Source organism: Pseudoduganella sp. R-32 (genome assembly GCF_049913245.1).
In the GTDB taxonomy this organism is placed as follows: domain Bacteria; phylum Pseudomonadota; class Gammaproteobacteria; order Burkholderiales; family Burkholderiaceae_D; genus Rugamonas.
The window spans coordinates 358,513-376,425 of record NZ_CP183987.1; the positions used below are offsets into that span (position 1 = coordinate 358,513).

Genomic DNA, 17,913 nt, shown 5'->3' on the forward strand with positions numbered 1-17,913 from the left:
ACTTCTCCTCTTTTATGAATTCAACTACCGGTCATCAGTTGCGGTCCCGCCGCTTCGCCCGCGTGCACCGCTGGCTGCGTGTCGCCGGGCCGGATCTTGAACCAGATCGAGTACATCGCAGGCAGGAACACCAGGGTCAGGACGGTGCCGGCAAGGGTGCCGCCGATCAGCGTGTAAGCCAGCGTGCCCCAGAACACCGAGTGCGTCAGCGGCATGAAGGCGAAGATCGCCGCCAGCGCTGTCAGGATCACCGGGCGCGCGCGTTGCACGGTCGCTTCGACCACCGCTTTGAACGGATCCATGCCTGCTTCCTTGTTATGGTGGATCTGGCCGATCAGGATCAGGGTGTTGCGCATCAGGATGCCGGAGAGGGCGATCAGGCCGACCAGGGCATTGATGCCGAAAGGCTGCCGGAACAGGATCAGGGTCGGCACCACGCCGATCAGGCCCAGGGGACTGGTCAGGAACACCATCACCATTGCCGAAATCGAACGCACCTGGAAGATGATGATCAGCAGGGTGATCGCCAGCATGATCGGGAACAGCGGCAGCATGGCCTTGGTCGCCTTGCCCGATTCCTCGATGGAGCCTGCTTCCTCGATGGCATAACCAGTCGGCAGCTTGGCGATCAGCGGCTGCAGTTGCTTGGTGATGGCTGCCGAAACGTCCGGCGGCTGCAGGTTGTCGGCGATGTCGCCGCGCACGGTGATGGTCGGCATGCGGTCGCGGCGGCGTTCGATGGGTTCTTCCATCCGCACTTCGATCTTGCCCACTTGCGACAGCGGGATGCGCTGTCCGTTGGCGCCGGCCAGCGTAAAGTCGCCGATCCGGGCTGGATCGAGGCGGATGTCGCCAGCAGCGCGCGCCACCACCTGTACGGTGCGGATGTCTTCACGCACGGCAGTCACCGGTACGCCGTTCAGCAGGAACTGCAGTTGCTGCGCCACCGCGTTGGAGGACAGGCCTACTGCCTGCAGCCGGTCTTGCTGCAACGTGAAATGCAGCGTAGGCGCACGGGTGCCCCAGTCGGCATTCACGGTCCGCATCATCGGGCTGTTCTCCATGAGCTGGCGCACGTCCGCCGCAATGCTGCGCAGCTTTTCCGGATCGGGACCGCTGACGCGGTAGGCAACCGGGAATGGCGAATACGGGCCAAAGACAAGCTGGGTGACGCGTACGCGCGCTTCGGATGCCAGGCCGCCGCCGACTGCTTCGCGCAAGCGCTGTTTCAACGCATCCCGCTCTTCCTGGCTGTCGGTGCGGACCACGATCTTGGCAAACGACGGATCGGGCAATTCCGGTCCCATGGCCAGGTAGAAACGCGGCGCGCCCTGGCCGATGTAGGCCGTGACGATCTTTGCTTCCTTTTGTCCGGCCAGCCATGCTTCAACCTTCGCGGTAGCAGCGCTGGTCTGGTTGATCGACGTGCCATAAGGCATTTGCACCTCGACCAGTACTTCCGGGCGGTCCGAGATCGGGAAGAACTGCTTCTTGACTACCGCCATGCCCAATACCGACAGCACGAACAGGCCCACGACCGAGCCGGCCACCAGCCACTTGCGGGCGATGACGCGCCCCAGCAGCTCGCGGAAGCGGTTATAGCGCGGGGTGTCGTAGATGGCTTCGTGGCCACCCTCGACCTTTTTGAAATCGGGCAGCAGCTTGACGCCCATATACGGGGTGAATACCACCGCCACCACCCAGGACGCGATCAGGGCGATGCCGACAATCCAGAACATATTGCTGGTGTATTCGCCGGCGCTCGAACGGGCAAAACCGTTCGGCATGAAGCCGACGGCCGTCACCAGGGTACCGGACAGCATCGGTGCGGCCGTATGGCTCCAGGCGTAGGCCGACGCGGCGATGCGGTCGTAGCCTTCTTCCATCTTCACCACCATCATTTCGATGGCGATAATGGCGTCGTCCACCAGCAGGCCCAATGCCAGGATCAGCGAACCCAGGGTAATGCGGTCGAAGTTCTTGCCGGTTGCCGCCATCACGATAAAGACCATGGCCAGCGTCAACGGAACGGCAGCGGCAACCACCACGCCGACGCGCCAGCCCATGCTGATGAAGCTCACCAGCATCACCACCACCAGGGCGGCGAAGAACTTGAGCATGAATTCGTCGACCGAGGAGCTGATGTTGACTGCCTGGTCGGTCACCTTGGCCAGGCTCATGCCCAGCGGCAGGCTGGCGTTGATGGCGCCCACTTCGCTGTCCAGCGACTTGCCCAGGTCCAGGCCGTTCCAGCCATCGCGCATGACAATGCCCAGCAGGAGCGCAGGCTCGCCGCCATTGCGGATCATGAAGGTGGATGGGTCCTCATAGCCGCGTTCAACCTTGGCGATGTCGGACAGCTTCAGCGTGCGGCCCTGGGCCACCACCGGTGTCTCGCGGATTTTCTGCAGCGTGTCGAAAGCGCCGTCCAGGCGGATGAACACTTGCGGGCCCTTGGTTTCCACGGAGCCGGCAGCGGCCAATGCGTTCTGGCTGTTCAGCGCGGCGAATACTTCCTGCGGGCCGATGCCGAGCGTCGCCAGGCGTTCATGGGAGAACTCGATATAGATGCGTTCCTGCTGCTCGCCGACGATGTTGACCTTCTTCACCCCCGGCACGTGCAACAGGCGCTGGCGCAGAGATTCGGCGTCGCGCACCAGCAAGCGCTGTTGCTCGCCCTTGGCCTTCAGCGCATACAGGGCAAAGGTGACGTCTGCGTATTCGTCGTTGACCATGGGCCCGATCACGCCTGGCGGCAGGTTGCCGACCTCGTCGCCGACCTTCTTGCGCGCCTGGTAGAACTCTTCCTTCACTTCCGAGGGCGGGGTGCTGTCGAGCAGGGTCAGGGTGGTGAAAGCCAGGCCGGGCCGGGTATAGGTCTCGCTGCGGTCGTACCAGCGCAGTTCCTGCAAGCGCTTTTCAATCTTTTCCGCTACCTGGTCCTGCATTTCCTGCGCGGTGGCGCCGGGCCAGGCGGTGACGATGGTCATCACCTTGACCGTGAACGCCGGGTCTTCGGCGCGGCCCAGTTTGAAGAACGAGATCACCCCTGCCAGCGAGATCAGGCAAATCAGGAACAGGGTGATGGAGCGCTCGCGTACCGCGAGGGCCGACAGGTTGAAGCGGCTCGGTTTCACGGACGGGCTCCTTCAGTTGCGGCGCCGGCGCCCTGGGCATCCATCCGCACGTTGGCGCCTTCGCGCAGCAGGTGCGCGCCGAGCGCGACGATCCGATCGCCTTGCTTGACCTGGCCGTCGATGCTGGCGCGGTCGTCTTCGAGTCGCTGCACCGAGACGGGACGCCAGGAGACCTTGGCCGGGTTGCCGTCGATGATCCAGACCCCTGGCCCCTTGCCTGCGTCGAACAGGGCGCCGATCGGCACCTGCAACCCGCCCTGGGCGGCCGGCTGGCCGTCGGCCACCTGGATGGTTACCGTGCTGCCCAAGGGAGCGTTGGCCAGTTCGCCTTCCAGCACATAGCGTGCTTCGAAGGTACGGGTGAGCCGGTCCGCTGCATCCGACAACTGCCGCAGCTTGGCGGGAACGCGCACGCCATCCTTGCCAAACAGGGTTGCCTGGGCGGCGGAACCAACGGCAGGGCGCACCGTCTCCGGCAGCTGGATCACCGCTTCGCGGCGGCCGGCATGGGCCAGGCGGACTACGACCTGGCCGGCATTGACCACCTGGCCGGGTTCGGCCAGCGTTTCCGTGACGACGCCGTCGCCATCCGCCACCAGCTCGGTATAGCGGCTGGCGTTCAGGGCGACGTCGGCCTGGGCCTCGGCTGCGCTGAGCTGGGCGCGGGCGGCATCAGCGGCGGCCTTGGCCTGGTCGTAGGCGGAAGCGGAAACTGCACCGCTTGGGCGCAGGTCGCGGTAGCGGGCTTCATCGTCGGACGCCTGTTTTGCCCTGGCGCGGGCGGCGGCGACGGCTTCCTGTTGAGCATGGGCTGCGAGTTTCAGGTCGACCGGGTCAATGCGCATCAACGGCTGGCCGCGCTTGACGGTCTGGCCGACGTCGACCAGGCGCTCCAGCACCTTTCCGGGAACGCGGAAGCCGAGGTCGCTCTGCACCCGTGCGGCGACAACGCCGGTGTAGGAGCGGGAAAGGGGGGCTACCCCCTGTACGACCGCGGCGCGCACCAGCGGTGCCTCGGTACGGGGATCGGTTGGATGTTTTTCGCCGCAAGCCACCACCGCAAACGGCAGCACGGCAGCGAAGACTGCGGATGGAGTTGAGCGAAGCAGGCGCATGAAAGTCCCATGGATAAAGTGATCGGGACTTTCATTATGGTTCTGGTGACTAATTTAGTCAATGGTCACAAACTATTTTTTTATGGCGACAGGCTCCTGAGCACCAGGCTGGACAGATGCGCCGGGGCATCTTCCGTGTAATCAAAGCTATGTTGCAGCAGCAGTGGGTTGAGGTAAGGGCGCATCACCAGGTAGATCGCCATCACCGTCTCATCCAAGGGAGTCTTGCGCTCGAAGTCGCCCGACTGGCGGCCCTCCTGCAACACCTCGCGCAGCAGCTTCTGGATGCGCACCTCATAGTCAAGCACGACCTGCCAGCGATCCGTTGCTGCTGTCGCTGCAATTTCGTAAAGCTTGCGTTCATTGAACAGCAGGCGAAGGCTGGCTTCAGTAAAGGCCTTGAACATACGGCGCAACTTTTCAGGCGAAGAACTGGCTTCGGCAATTGCCGCGCTGACCTCGGTTTCGATCTGCTGCATGCAATTGGCGCAGATCACTTCACCGATGGCCTGCTTCGACTCGAAGAACTTGTAGATATACGCTTTTGAGAAGCCGATCGACTTGGCCAGGTCGGACACGGTGGTCTTCGCATAGCCGTAGTGGCTGAAATGTTCAACGGCTGCGGCAACGATCTGGTTGCGCACTTCATGATCGGCCGGGCCCCGGGCCGGGGCTGGAGAGGTGAGTGGATTTTTCATGCGCTCAAGTTTAAGCCAAACAGAAAGATTGGACAACTTGTGACCATTTGGTATTATGGTCACCATGAACTCATGACGAAGGATGTCCGATGTTAAATAAACAAACCCTGGCGGCGCTGGTCGTTGCCACCCTGTCAACGGGCTGCGCCGTCGGCCCCGATTACGCCCGGCCGGAACCCGCCCTGGCGCAGCAATTTCACGGCCAGGCAGCTGTTGAGCAGCGCCAGGCCGCCACCACTGCCGACCTGGCGCAGTGGTGGAGCGGCTTTGGCGATCCACTATTGAGCCGCTTCGTGGCACAGGCGCTCGAGCAAAACCTCGACCTCGCGCAGGCTTCCGCACGCGTCGCGCAAGCGCGCGCCGGCCTGGGCGCGGCCAATGCTGCCCTGCTGCCTTCCGGGAACATCAGCGGGCAAGCCGCCCGGGCCTACCAGTCGGTAGAAACCCCTCAGGGGCAGATACTCAACTCGGCGCCCGGCTTTGACCGCCATGGCAGTTCCTATGAAGTCAATCTCGGCGCGAACTGGGAACTCGACCTGTTTGGCGGCTTGCGCCGGGGCCGCGAGGCGGCGCTGGCCGAATACCAGGCATCGGAAGCCGGCGCGGCGGCGGCACGGCTGGCGGTGGCGGCGCAAACGGCCGACATCTACATCACCGTGCGCGGCTTGCAGGCGCGCCTTGATGTCGCCCGCAAGCAAGTAAAGACGCAGCAGGATCTTGTGGCGACCATCAAGCTCTTATATGACAAGGGCCTGGCGGCGGAACTGCAACTAAGGCAGGCCGAAGGCGCGCTGGCCCAGGTGCAGGCATCCATCCCGGTGCTGGAGTCGGGCCTGGAAACTGCCCTGAATGCGCTGGACGTGATGCTTGCTTCGCCACCCGGCACCCATCACGCCGAGCTGGCCGAAACGAGCGCCATCCCGCTGGCTCCGCAGATTGCCGCCAGCGGCTCGCCGCGCGAACTGCTGCGCCGCCGTCCCGACCTGATCGTGGCAGAGCGCCGGCTAGCCGCTTCCAATGCCCGCATCGGTGTCGCCATTGCCGAGTATTACCCCAAGTTTTCCCTGAGCGGCCTGCTGGGCAGCGCCACCTCGGTCTCCGGCGGCAACCTGTTTACCAGCGGCGCCAACCAGGCTGCCGGCATCCTTGGCTTGCGCTGGCGCCTGTTCGATTTCGCCCGGGTCGATGCGCAGATCGCGCAAGCCAGGGGGCAGGAGGCGGAAATGCTGGCCGCCTACCGGTTGGCGGCGCTGCATGCGAGCGAGGATGTCGAGAACGCGTTCTCGGCGCTGGTCAAGCGCGAAGAGCAGGCGGCCGTGCTGGAGCAAGGCGTCAGCTCGCTCGGCCGGGCGCGCGAAGCGTCGTTCGCAGCCTACCAGAGGGGCGTCGTCAGCCTGGTCGAAGTGCTGCAAGCGGACGAAAGCCTGCTGCGCGCTTCCGATGCGCGGGTGCAGGCGCAAACGGAATCGGCACGCGCTGCAGTCGCTGCCTTCCGGGCACTCGGCGGCGGCTGGCAGGCTGCCGATGCCGGAGCAATGGCAATGGCAATGGCAATGCGCTAGCCAGCGCCAGCCGCCTCGGCTGGCTTAGAGGAAGCCGAGGTCGCGCGTGCTGTAGTTGGACAGGTTGGGCAGCAGGGAGAGCAGTTCGCTGTCGCTGGCGCCCAGCCATTTACCCATGGTGGCCGCATACTGGTCGACCGAGGTGCTTGGCAGCAGGCGGCCCTGGCCGACGTCGTCAGGGCCATTGTTGGCGACGACCGGCGCAGTGCCGTAGAAGCGCTTGCCCTTGACGGCGCCGCCCATCATGAAGTGCATGCTGCCCCAGCCGTGGTCGGAGCCGTCGTTGTTGGCGACCAGCGTGCGGCCGAAGTCGGAGGCGGTGAACGTCGTCACCTTGTCGGACACGCCCAGTTCCACCGTCGCCTGGTAGAAGGCGGCCATGGCGTCGCCCAGCTTGGCCATCAGGCCCGGGTGGACGGTGGCCAGGTTGTCGTGGGTGTCGAATCCGCCCATCGAGACGAAGAACACCTGGCGCTTGGCACCCAGGCTGCCGCTGGCGGAAATCATGCGCGCGACCATCTTCAACTGGTCGCCCAGGGAATTCGATGCCGGGAATACCGTTTGCAGTGCAGGCGCGGTGGCCAGGGCCGAGGTGAGCGCCGCGTTGGCATCCACCGAACGGCGGGTCACGCGGTTGTATTCGTTCTCCAGCGCGTGCGTGCGCGGCTGGGTGATCAGGGTGCGCAGGGCCTCGGTGGCGGTGGCCGAACCAAACAGCGGCGACTTCAGGCCGTTGAACTGCATCGAGCCGTTGGCCGACACCTGGTACTGCACGGCCGTCTTGCCGGCCATGTAGACCGCGTTCCCCGATACGTTGACGCAGGTGAAGGTGGCATTGCCATTGCCCGACTCGAACAGGTCGCCCAGGCGGCCGCCCCAGCCGGTACGCGAGCCTTCGGGCGCGGACGACTGCCAGATCGATTGCTGGTCGTTATGCGAGAACAGTTTCGGCGGCAGCGGCACGGACTTGGTCTGGTATTGCAATTTCGTGGTCGGCTGGACCAGCGGGCCGACGTTCAGCATGACGCCAAGCTGGCCGTTGTTGAAAATCGGGACCAGGGGCGCGAGCGCCGGCGCCAATGCGAACTCGCGGGCTGCACCAGTCGAATCCATCACGGGGACGGATGGCGCCAGGGCGGTCGCGGTCAGGGCGTCGCGGGCATAGGCGATGGTCGGGCGCAGTCCCTGGTACAGCGTGTAGTTGGTGCTGTCGTAGGGGATGACAGTGTTCGCATAGTCGTTGCCGCCGTACAGGAAGACGCAGACCAGTGCCTTGTAGTCGCTGGCAGTAGCTGCCGCCGCCTCGGCGATCGACATCAGGTTGATGGCCCAGGGCGCCGCCACGCCTGCTACGCCGAGTGCCGATGCGCGCTTGAGGAAGGCGCGGCGCGAAGCTTGATTAGTCATGGTGGTGGCCTTTACTTCTGTACGATGAATTCGGGGGATGCCATGACCAGCGTGAGCGCCGCATAGACGCGGTTGGCGCGCGCGGCGTCGGTGCCGGTCGCCATGCTGGTGACAGCGTTGCGGATCAGGGTCACGGTGTCTGCGCCCAGCTGGCCGGCCGCCAGCACCAGATTGATCTCGTCAACCAGGGCAGGCACGTTGTCGGCCAGCGGCAGCAGGCTCGAATAATCCGCCTTGACGTCGCCAATGCCCCTGCTGATGGCAGTCTGCATGTAGTTGGCATAGCCGACCACGCTGGTTTCGTTCACGATCTGGAATTCTGGTGCGACCACGCCCAGTGCCGGCGGCACGTAGCCGGGGCGGAAGAAATTGAAGACGCTCGGCGAGCGCAGCGGGCTTTGTCCCAGGCGGGACGAGGGCTCACTGGTATTGCCAATGGCCCAGGCTTCGCTCGGCGAGGTGGCGTTGTAGGCACGCGCCCATGCGGTAAAGCGCAGGATGGGTTCGCGCACCTTGCCGAAGCCGGCGTTCGTCAGATTGGCCGCGGAACGTGCTTCCTGGTCCAGCAGGATGGCCTTGATGACCGCTTTCAGGTCGCCCTTGACGCCGCTGCCGTTGTTGTTGAAGACAGCAGCGACACGCGCCACGTACTCTTTCGCTGGATTGCTGGTGACCAGGCGCTGGATCAGCTGCTTCGATACGAAAGGCGCCACGTTCGGATGCGCGAAAATCGTGTCGAGCGCCTTGTTCAGGGCCGTTGCCGCATCGACGCCGCTGGCGATCGTGGTGCCGAGGAAGATTTTTTCGCCAGGCTCGTATTTGGTTCCAACCTGGGTCATCGGGCGCTTGCGGTAATCCGGCGTGTCGCTGGTACCGCCGGCGAGGTCGGAGTCCCAGCCGGTGAATACACGGGCCAGGCCGGAAATGTCGGCTTGGGTATAGGTTTCCTGCTCGGTCGCCGTGCCGTCCGGGTTCAGCTTCAGCAGGCCGATGGTGAAGAGCTGCAGGATCTCGCGGGCGTAGTTCTCGTCCGGCATGGAGCCGGTTTTCGGATTGGCCTTGGCGTTGCCGCGATAGGTCAGGTATTCGCCCATCGAGGTCGACAGCGTGACCTGCTGCAGCAAGGTGCGGTAGTTGCCGAAGGCATTGGCCTCCAAAATGTCCATGTAGGCGGCGCCGGTGAAGGCACGCCAGGCACCGGTGAAGCCATCCAGGGAGGCGACGACGATTTCGGACAAGGCCAGCGTCACGCGCTGGCGCAGGGTATCGGGGGACGTGATCAGCTTGACCCACAGTGCCGCATCGATGCCGGCCTGGGTGTTCTTGTTTTCGATGGCGTTGAAGCCCTTCGCCATCAGCCAATCCCAACGCGATTGCGAAGTGGGCATCGACATCTGCTCGTCCAGCCACTTGCTATAGCCGAGCGCCTGGACCCGAGTCATCTGATCATGCGTTGCGCCCATGGAGGCCTGGGCGAGGAAACGTGCGGCCTGGGCGCCTGCAATCGATTCGACCTGGGGTGGCACCGGCGAGGTCGTACCTCCGTCGCTGCCCTTGCTTTCGCTCCCCCCGCCTCCGCACGCTGTCAGCAAGGTTGCCGCGGCCAGGGTCGCAGAGAGCTTTAGCGAGCTCTCATTATTCTCGATTGTGTCGTCCATTGTTGCCCCTCGGAAATTTCCTTAAGGGGGCAGTATAGCTAGAAATGGATGAGCAAAACCTATCGTGCGCAGGTTTTGTGGGTTTTATTCAACCCTTTGCCGAATGTAGTCGGGAGCGACTTTTTTAATGAAAGCCTCTGTGCCGATGCGGAAGTTTTCCGTTGCCGCGACGAGCCCGAAATAGTCGGCGCCCAAGCCTGCGGATTCTTCCAGCGTCATGTTCAAGCCACGGTGCAGGGCCTCCCATGTCAGGCGCACTGCGTCCGGGGACTGGTCGAGGATCTCGTACAGGATGGCGCGCGCTGCATCCATCACCGCGTCGGGACTGGCCACCTGCTGCACAAGGCCGATTCGCAGGGCTTCTTCAGCATCGATGATGCGGCCGCGCAGCAGCATTTCCGCTGCGCGGCCTTTCCCCACCAGGCGCGCAAGGCGGGTAGTGCCGCCAAAGCCAGCAACAGCGCCGATGCGCACTTCAGGATGACCGAGTTTTGCATGGCTGGCTGCGATGCGGATCATGCATGCTTCGGCAAGTTCCAGCCCGCCGCCCAAGGCGTGTCCGTTCAGGGCCGCCACCACGACCTTGCCAAGATTCTCGATGCGGTGCGTGATGTGGACCGCAAGCCTTGCGAATTCGCGTACTTCCAGCGGGGTAGCCTGGCTCAGGTACTTGATGTCGGCGCCGGCGGAGAAGGCTTTGGAGCCGGTGCCGGTAAGTATCACGGCGCCGGCTGCGGAACTGGCGGCCGCCATGTCCAGCATTTCTTCCAGTCGCTGCAAGGTCGGCAGGTCGAGCGCATTCAGCGCATCGGGGCGATTCAATGCAATGACGGCGATGCCGGCGGATTCTCCATACAGGACAGTCATGGCTTGGCTCCGGGAGTTGAGATTAAGGTTAGTATAGGTTTCCAGAATTGGACGTAGTTTTGTGAGTTCAGAAAACAGTTTTCCGAAAATGAAAAACCTTGCCTTCGACTGGAATGAGCTGAAGTTCTTTCTCGCGGTTGCACGAAGCGGCGGCCTTAGCGGCGCTGCTGCGGTACTGGGCACCAGCGCATCCACGGTCTCGCGCCACGTTGACGCGCTGGAGCGCCGCACTGGCCGAAAGCTGTTCTTGCGCCAGCAAAGCGGCTATGCGCTGACCGATGACGGCAGTGAACTGCTGGCGCACGCCGGGCAGGTGGAGCAGGCCATGGCTGCCGCTGCTGCGCCGGGCGATGCGCAGCGCGCAGTGTCCGGCGTGGTGCGGCTGGCGACTACTGAAATGCTGGCGCAATTCCTGGTCGCGCCCAGGCTGGCGGCATTGCGAACGCTGCATCCGGCGCTAAGGGTGGAGCTCGATATCGCCATGGCTGCGGTCAAGCTGTCGCGGCGCGAAGCCGACCTGGCGCTGCGCATGGCCGCTCCGGACGATGGAGCAGGCGACTACATCGCAAGGCGTATCGGCAAGGTCGATTTCGCCCTTTACCGCGCAGCCGCTGTTTCGCATGACAGCGGTGACTACATAAGCTGGGACGGCGCCTGGGATGGCCTGCCGATGGCAGCCGCACTGCGCACTGCATTCGACGGCAAACCGCCAGTCCTGGCGTGCAACAGCCTGCCCACGCAGATCGCCGCCGCCCGCTCCGGCGTGGGCGCCGCCATGCTGCCATGTTTCATCGGTGATGCAGAGCCGGCGCTCCAGCGAATGGGGCGACTGGCCACGCCAGTATCGCGCGACCTGTGGCTGGTCTATCACCGCGACCTGAAAGCGAGCCTGCGCGTACAGGCAATGGCAGCCTTCCTGACCGAGATCACAGGCGTTTGCCACGCAAGAGACCTTTAATGTACTATTCGGCAATTGGGTGCGCGCGTCCTGTCCTGGATGCGCGTTAAACGGGAAACCGGTGACGCTGCCATGTGCGGCCACTCCGGTGCAGCCCCCGCTGCTGTAAGCCTGACGAATCCGGAAATACGCCACTGCGCAACGCGCGGGAAGGCCCGGACGAGGATGAAGGCGAGCCAGAATACCGGCCCGATACTGCCAGCACTGTTCTCCGGGGTGAAGGGAAGCCGCTGTCGACCGGCTTCCTGCGTCTTGCCCGCCTGCCCCCTGTCGACCGTCTCCCGATTCTCCCATGAAGGTGCTCCCATAGACCATTCGACGGGAGGTTTCGAATGCACATCATGGAAGGTTTCCTGCCGCCCGCGCATGCGCTTGGCTGGGCAGCCGTATCCGCTCCTTTCCTGGCCTGGGGCCTGCGCAGCATGGCGCGCGGCTTGCAGGCGCACCCCGAGCGGCGCATGTTGCTTGGCGTTGCTTCGGCCTTCGCTTTCATCCTGTCTGCGCTGAAGCTGCCGTCCGTGACGGGAAGCTGTTCGCATCCGACCGGCGTCGGGCTTGGCGCGCTGCTGTTCGGTCCTGCGGCGATGGTGCCGGTCGGCTTTGTCGTGCTGCTGTTCCAGGCCTTGCTGCTGGCCCACGGCGGCTTGACCACGCTGGGCGCGAACGTGTTCTCCATGGCGATCGTCGGGCCCTTCGTTTCCTATGGCGTATTCCGCTCCACGGCGGCCCTCGGGCTATCGCGCGCGGTCGCGGTGTTCGCGGCCGCCTGTATCGGCGACCTGGCAACTTACCTGACCACTTCTGCACAGCTGGCCTGGGCCTTTCCTGATCAGATCGGTGGTATCAGCGCTTCGTTCGCCAAGTTCGCCGGTATCTTCGCGTTGACACAACTGCCGATCGCCATCAGCGAAGGCTTGCTGACCGTACTGGTGGTGAATGCGATGGCGCGCTTCAATGCGCACGAGCTGCGCCTGCTGCCGGTGATGGCGCATGTGAAGGAGAAGTCGGCATGAAGGCGCGTACTGGCTTGATCTGGGCGGCCATCATCCTGTTGACCGTTTTGCCGCTGTGGTTTGCAGACATGCCGCCGGCGGAGCCGGGCGGCGCGGCGCCAGCAGCATTCAGCGGAGCGGATTCGCGTGCGCAACAGGCGATTGGCATCATCGCACCACACTACAAACCCTGGTTTGCACCGCTGTTCGAACCGCCGAGCGGAGAGATCGCGTCGCTGCTGTTCGCGCTGCAAGCTGCGATCGGCGCGGGCGTGATCGGTTTCTGGCTCGGCACATCGATGGCGCGCGAGCGCGAACAACGTTGCGCACAGGGGGATTCGGTGCCGGAGCAGGATTCCCATGCGGATTGACGCCGCAGCCTACGCCTCGCGCTGGCAGGCCGTCGCTCCAGGCGCGAAGGGCCTGTTCGCGCTGGCCGGCATCGCTGCCGCCTGGCTCGCCCGCAGCCTTGACACGCTGGCCGTGCTCGCGCTGCTCTCCATGCTCGCCACGCTGGCCGGGGCGCGCGTGCCGATCCGGACCTACTTTGCCGTAGCGGTAGCGCCGGTCGGCTTCCTTTTGCTGTCCTGCCTGACAATGCTGGTCACGCCTGACGGCGGGGGCGGCTGGCGGTGGGCGCCTGGGCTCTCGCCGGCAGTCGGGTACATTGCCCTGCGCTCGATCGCCGCGCTGGCCGCCGTACTCGGGCTGGTGCTGACCACGCCGATGCCGGACCTGTTGATGTTGCTGCGCCGCCTGCGCGTACCCGAACTGCTGCTGGACCTGATGGCGCTGTGCTACCGCATGCTGTTCGTGCTGCGCCAGGCATGGGACGAAGGCAGTACCGCGCAAGCTGCGCGCCTGGGACATGGCGGCTGGCGCCAACACTGGCGGTCGATAGGGTTGCTGACGGGCCAGATGGCACTACAGGTATGGCAGCGCGCGTCGGCACTGCAAATGGCGGCCGATGCGCGCGCCTTCGAGGGCAGCCTGCGCCACTTGCCGGCTTCCTTCCCGCATGCGCGACGCCAGCTTGCCCTATCCTTGCTGGCGAGCGTGCTGCTGCTGGCATTTTCCCTGCGTGACAGGCTATGACGCCTTTGATCGAACTCGAAGCAGTGGAGCACGCGTTTGCCGACGGCAGCCCAGGCCTGCGCGGCTGCACGTTGTCGCTTGGCCGCGGACGCCGTCACGCGCTGCTCGGCGCGAACGGCGCCGGCAAGACCACGCTCCTGCTGCACCTGAACGCTTTGCTGCGCCCCACCGTGGGCCGCTTGCGCTGGCACGGCAACGAGTACGACTACAGCCGCAGTGGGCTGGCCTCGTTGCGCAGCCGGGTCGGCCTTGTGTTCCAGAATCCTGACCGCCAGCTAATCTCGGCACTGGTCGAGGAGGATGTGGCGTTTGGGCCGCTGAACCTCGGCCTCGACGACGCCACGGTACGCACTCGCGCCGCGGATGCGCTCGATGCCGTAGGCCTGGCCGGCTTTGCGCGCCGTCCCGTGCACCACCTGAGCTTCGGCCAGAAGAAGCGCGTCTGCATTGCCGGCGTGCTGGCCATGCAGCCCGAAGTCCTGCTGCTGGACGAACCGATGGCGGGCCTGGACTCGCCGATGCAGATGGAACTCGAGACATTGCTGGACCGCCTCGCCGCGCGCGGCGTGACGATCGTCCTATCCACCCACGACGTCGACTTTGCCTATCGCTGGGCCGACGACATCCACATGATGGCTGCTGGCCGCTGCATTGCATCGGTTCCCGCCCAGGAGCTGGCCTCGCGCCAGGAGGCGCTACGCGCAGCCGGCCAACGCTTGCCCCAGGCATTGGCATTACATGCCGAGCTGGCCAAACGCGGCTTGCTTCCCGCCGGCGCCGCACCGCGAAGCGTGGAGGCCGTGCTGACCGCACTGCGCGCGCAGCCTGTCGACGAACACCAAGGAGAAATACTGATATGACAGCTGGCAAAGTCTGGTTTGTCGGCGCCGGTCCCGGCGACCCCGAACTGATCACCGTCAAGGGACAAAAGCTGCTGGCACAAGCTGGCGCCGTGCTGTTTGCCGGCTCGCTGGTGGACCGCGCCGCAACGCTCTACGCGCCGCCTGGCTGCGTCATCCGCGATTCGAAAGACATGACGCTGGAAGAGATGACGGCTTGGCTGATCGAGCAAACTCGGGCCCACAGCACCGTAGTAAGGCTGCAGACCGGCGATCCCGGCCTGTACGGCGCCCTGATTGAAATGGCGCGTCCGCTGGTTGCGGAAGGCATTGAATGGGCCGTGGTGCCCGGCGTTTCGTCGGCCATGGCTTCGATGGCAGCCGCCGGAGAATCCATGACCTTGCCCGAGGTGACGCAAAGCGTGATTTTCACCCGCGTCGAAGGCCGCACCCCAATGCCGGAGGGCGAAGACCTGGCCAGCCTGGCTGCGCACCGCACCACGCTGTGCATCTTCCTGTCGATCACCCTGATGTACAAGGTCGAGGGTGCCCTGCGTGCGGCGGGCTGGCCGGAGGACTCGCCCATGCTGGTCGTGCACAAAGCCAGTTGGCCCGGCGAAGAGAAGATCCTGCGCGGGACGCTGGCCGACATCAAGCAGCGCTGCCGGGAAGCCGGCGTAGCCAGCCAGGCCATGATCGTGGCCAGCCCCACGCTGGGCGCCCTGCACTGGGAAACCCTGGTGCGCTCCAAATTGTACGACCCAACTTTTACCCACCGTTTCAGAAAGGCCAGCGCATGAACCAATCCATCATGATGCCAGCGATTGCAGCAGCGAGCGATACCATCCTCGTCGTCGGCCATGGCTCCCGCGAGGAGTCGGGCAACCAGGAAATCCGTGAATTCGTGGACATGTGGCGCGCACGCCGGCCGGGCTGGCGCATCGAATTGTGCTTTATCGAGTTCGCTCCCCCCGAGCTGAATGCCAGCCTGCTGGAGGTTGCCGCAAGTTCGCGCCGCGTGCTGGTAGTGCCGCTGATCTTGAATGCAGCCGGCCATGTCAAGATGGAGATCCCAGAGGCCATCGAGGGTGCGCGCATCGCCCGTCCGCAAACGGAATTCCTGCTGGCGCCGCACCTGACCGCCTGCGACCCGGTACTGGCCATCCTCAAGCGCCGCCTGCGCAAGGCCATGGCGACGCTCGACATGCCCGATCCGACCACCACCGGCGTCGTACTGCTGGGCCGCGGCTCTTCCGACCGCGGCGCCAACGGCGAAATGGCCAAGATGGCGCGCTGGCTGATGGAAGAGGGCGACCACGAGCTGGTGGACCTGGCCTTCACCGGCATCACCTGGCCGCGCCTGGAAAAAGTCGTGCAGCGCCAGTTCACGCTGGGCGTGCGCCAGGTCGTGGTGCTGCCATACTACCTTTACACCGGCACGCTGATGCAGCGCATCCACCGCCAGGTTGAACACCTGCGCGGCCAGTATCCGCAAGTGCGCTTCGCCTGCACCGAGCATTTCGGCTTCGAGGCCGAGATTTTCGAGCTGATGGACCAGCGCGTGGAAGACTTGCGCGCTGGCGTGCCGGATAGCCGCCTGCCTTGCGACGGCTGTACCTACCGCGAGATCGCACATGACCATGGCCACGGCCACTCCCATGCGCACACACACGATCACGCAGAGGCGCAGCCAGCATGAGCACCATCAACACCGTCACCGAACAACTGACCCGCGCTGGCCAGGTGATCGAGCATGACAGCTTCGCCATCATCGACGCTGAAGTCGGATCACATACCTATACCGAATCGCAATGGCCAATCGTACGGCGCATGATCCACGCCAACGCGGACTTCGACTTCAACGGCCTGACCGACTTCCATCCGGCAGCAGTGCGGGCCGGCATCGCCGCCATGCTGGCCGGCTCGACGCCTGTCGTTGCCGACGTTGAAATGATCTGCTCCGGCCTGTCGCAACCGCGCCTCGCCCACTTCGGCATGAAGACGCACCAGTTCATCAGCGATGCCGACGTTATCGAAACCGCCAAAGTCGAAGACACAACGCGCGCCGTACAAGCCATGCGCAAGGCGCACCGGCTTGGCCTGCTGGAGGGCGCCATCGTTGGCATCGGCAATGCGCCGACCGCGCTGATCGAGCTGGTGCGCCTGATTCGCGAAGAAGGCGTGCGCCCTGCGCTGGTGGTTGGCATGCCGGTTGGCTTTGTCTCCGCCGCCGAATCCAAGGACTTGATGGCGGAAGTGGCCGAGGTGCCGTGGATCGTCATCCGCGGCCGCAAGGGAGGCTCGACGCTGGTGGTCGCAGCCCTCCATGCCCTGCTGGCCCTGGCCGAGGCAAAGCAGAAGGCAGGGCAGGCATGAAGGAAAAGGCAGCGGCCGAACGCGGTACGCGCACCGGTTTCACGACCGGTGCCTGTGCTGCCGCAGCGGCGCGCGCAGCGGTGCTTGGGCTGGCGACGGGCCAGGTGCCGGAGGAAATCGAAAGCCTGCTGCCGAATGGTAGCCGGGTGCGCTTTGCCGTGCACGACGGCGGCTGCAGCGCGCAGTCCGCACACGCCATGGTGGTCAAATTTGCAGGCGACGACCCCGATTGCACCGACGGCGCCCACTTGACGGTCGACCTGCGCCTGCTGCCCGGCCGCGCCGGCGACGTGCTGTACGTGGCCGGCGACGGCGTTGGAACGGCAACCATGCCCGGCCTCGGGCTGGAGGTAGGCGGTCCGGCGATCAACCCCGTACCGCGTCGTAACATCGCCGATAACCTGCGCGAAGCCGCACCCGCCCTGCTGCAGGAGCATGGCATCGAAGTCACCATCAGCGTGCCGGATGGACAGGTGATGGCCAAGAAGACCACCAACGCGCGCCTGGGCATCCTGGGCGGCATCAGCATCCTGGGCACCACGGGCATCGTCAGGCCGTATTCGACGGCGGCCTGGCGTGCCAGCGTGGTGCAGGGCGTGCAAGTGGCGGCGACCACCGGCCACGAAGTGGTTGCGCTGACCACCGGCGGCCGCACGGAGACCTTTGCCATCGCCACGCTGCGCGCCGAACGCCCCGAGCTGCCGTCCGCTTGCTTCGTCCAGATGGGAGACTTCCTGCGCTATGCGCTGGACGAAGCCGCCTCGCAGCGCATTGGCCTCGTGGTGCTCGCGGTCATGGTGGGCAAGCTGACCAAGATCGCGCAGGGCGAAACCATCACCCACGCCAACCGCAGCGAGGTCGATACCGACCTGGTGGCGGAGATCGCGCGCCGCATCGGCGCCCCACCCGAGGACTGCGCCGCCATTGCAGCAGCCGAAACAGCGCGCTTTGGCGCCGAACTGATGGTTGAACGCGGCCTGGGCGACGCCTTCCACCATGCGCTGGCCCAAGCCGCCATCGATACCCTGACCCCGCCCGAGCGCTATGGCCGCGCATTCCAGCTGCGGGTGCTGGTGTGCGATTTCAGCGGCAACCAGGTCGCCGACGTCTGGTCGGCGCCTGCGCTCCCGCAAGAACGCCCGTCCGACGCAAGGCGCATCGGCATTGACCACATCCTCGATATCGACCCCGAGCCAATTCCCGAATAGA

The 17,913-nt window shown here is 64.8% G+C and carries 16 protein-coding genes and 1 riboswitch; of the genes, 10 read left to right on the plus strand and 6 right to left on the minus strand.

The genetic code is table 11. The annotated features are described in order from the left end of the window. Positions 1-20: 20 nt before the first annotated feature. From ACN9MU_RS01645 to ACN9MU_RS01655, 3 genes are all read right to left on the minus strand, one after another. The gene (locus tag ACN9MU_RS01645; protein ID WP_426336751.1) at positions 21-3,137 is read right to left on the minus strand and encodes an efflux RND transporter permease subunit; all 3,117 of its coding nucleotides are present in this window, start codon (positions 3,135-3,137) and stop codon (positions 21-23) included. Beyond that, on the minus strand, positions 3,134-4,252 hold the full coding sequence (locus ACN9MU_RS01650) for an efflux RND transporter periplasmic adaptor subunit (RefSeq protein WP_426336752.1): 1,119 nt from the start codon (positions 4,250-4,252) through the stop codon (positions 3,134-3,136). The genes ACN9MU_RS01645 and ACN9MU_RS01650 overlap by 4 nt, the downstream gene beginning before the upstream one ends. 80 nt (positions 4,253-4,332) lie before the next feature. Further along, positions 4,333-4,950 (minus strand): TetR/AcrR family transcriptional regulator, encoded by a 618-nt coding sequence (locus tag ACN9MU_RS01655; protein WP_426320089.1) that lies wholly within the window; start codon positions 4,948-4,950, stop codon positions 4,333-4,335. Positions 4,951-5,039: 89 nt separating this feature from the next. On the opposite strand from ACN9MU_RS01655, the gene ACN9MU_RS01660 reads away from it, so the two are divergent. Next, positions 5,040-6,512 (plus strand): efflux transporter outer membrane subunit, encoded by a 1,473-nt coding sequence (locus ACN9MU_RS01660; RefSeq protein WP_426336753.1) that lies wholly within the window; start codon positions 5,040-5,042, stop codon positions 6,510-6,512. 24 nt (positions 6,513-6,536) lie between these two features. Here the strand turns inward: ACN9MU_RS01660 and ACN9MU_RS01665 are convergent, their stop codons facing one another. The 3 genes from ACN9MU_RS01665 to ACN9MU_RS01675 form a co-directional block, all read right to left on the minus strand. Next, positions 6,537-7,919 carry a DUF1501 domain-containing protein gene (locus tag ACN9MU_RS01665; protein WP_426166885.1) on the minus strand — a complete coding sequence of 461 codons (1,383 nt, stop codon included), beginning with the start codon at positions 7,917-7,919 and terminating at the stop codon, positions 6,537-6,539. An 11-nt stretch (positions 7,920-7,930) separates the two neighbouring features. Continuing rightward, positions 7,931-9,577, minus strand: coding sequence for a DUF1800 domain-containing protein (locus ACN9MU_RS01670; RefSeq protein WP_426320093.1), 1,647 nt, complete (start codon positions 9,575-9,577; stop codon positions 7,931-7,933). Positions 9,578-9,661: 84 nt separating this feature from the next. After that, complete coding sequence (locus tag ACN9MU_RS01675) at positions 9,662-10,444, minus strand: enoyl-CoA hydratase-related protein (protein WP_426320095.1); 783 nt, start codon at positions 10,442-10,444, stop codon at positions 9,662-9,664. An 88-nt stretch (positions 10,445-10,532) separates the two neighbouring features. Here ACN9MU_RS01675 and ACN9MU_RS01680 point away from each other — a divergent pair, with 88 nt between their 5' ends. From ACN9MU_RS01680 to ACN9MU_RS01720, 9 genes are all read left to right on the plus strand, one after another. Next, on the plus strand, positions 10,533-11,402 hold the full coding sequence (locus tag ACN9MU_RS01680; RefSeq protein ID WP_426344031.1) for a LysR family transcriptional regulator: 870 nt from the start codon (positions 10,533-10,535) through the stop codon (positions 11,400-11,402). A 2-nt stretch (positions 11,403-11,404) separates the two neighbouring features. Further along, positions 11,405-11,609, plus strand: a riboswitch (cobalamin riboswitch). A 125-nt stretch (positions 11,610-11,734) separates the two neighbouring features. Further along, the gene (locus tag ACN9MU_RS01685) at positions 11,735-12,415 is read left to right on the plus strand and encodes an energy-coupling factor ABC transporter permease (protein WP_426344032.1); all 681 of its coding nucleotides are present in this window, start codon (positions 11,735-11,737) and stop codon (positions 12,413-12,415) included. Continuing rightward, the gene (locus ACN9MU_RS01690; RefSeq protein WP_426166895.1) at positions 12,412-12,765 is read left to right on the plus strand and encodes an energy-coupling factor ABC transporter substrate-binding protein; all 354 of its coding nucleotides are present in this window, start codon (positions 12,412-12,414) and stop codon (positions 12,763-12,765) included. The genes ACN9MU_RS01685 and ACN9MU_RS01690 overlap by 4 nt, the downstream gene beginning before the upstream one ends. Next, complete coding sequence (cbiQ, locus tag ACN9MU_RS01695; protein ID WP_426166897.1) at positions 12,755-13,489, plus strand: cobalt ECF transporter T component CbiQ; 735 nt, start codon at positions 12,755-12,757, stop codon at positions 13,487-13,489. Before ACN9MU_RS01690 ends, cbiQ begins: the two co-directional genes overlap by 11 nt. Beyond that, positions 13,486-14,349 carry an energy-coupling factor ABC transporter ATP-binding protein gene (locus tag ACN9MU_RS01700; protein WP_426166899.1) on the plus strand — a complete coding sequence of 288 codons (864 nt, stop codon included), beginning with the start codon at positions 13,486-13,488 and terminating at the stop codon, positions 14,347-14,349. The genes cbiQ and ACN9MU_RS01700 overlap by 4 nt, the downstream gene beginning before the upstream one ends. Beyond that, positions 14,346-15,128: a precorrin-4 C(11)-methyltransferase gene (cobM, locus tag ACN9MU_RS01705; RefSeq protein ID WP_426344033.1), complete on the plus strand. Its 783-nt coding sequence runs from the start codon at positions 14,346-14,348 to the stop codon at positions 15,126-15,128. Before ACN9MU_RS01700 ends, cobM begins: the two co-directional genes overlap by 4 nt. Next, entirely contained in the window at positions 15,125-16,027 is a 903-nt protein-coding gene (locus ACN9MU_RS01710) for a sirohydrochlorin chelatase (protein ID WP_426344034.1), read from the plus strand. The genes cobM and ACN9MU_RS01710 overlap by 4 nt, the downstream gene beginning before the upstream one ends. Continuing rightward, positions 16,024-16,704 (plus strand): precorrin-8X methylmutase, encoded by a 681-nt coding sequence (locus ACN9MU_RS01715; protein WP_426166905.1) that lies wholly within the window; start codon positions 16,024-16,026, stop codon positions 16,702-16,704. Before ACN9MU_RS01710 ends, ACN9MU_RS01715 begins: the two co-directional genes overlap by 4 nt. Beyond that, positions 16,701-17,912, plus strand: coding sequence for a cobalt-precorrin-5B (C(1))-methyltransferase (locus tag ACN9MU_RS01720; protein WP_426344035.1), 1,212 nt, complete (start codon positions 16,701-16,703; stop codon positions 17,910-17,912). The genes ACN9MU_RS01715 and ACN9MU_RS01720 overlap by 4 nt, the downstream gene beginning before the upstream one ends. Position 17,913: the final 1 nt, after the last annotated feature.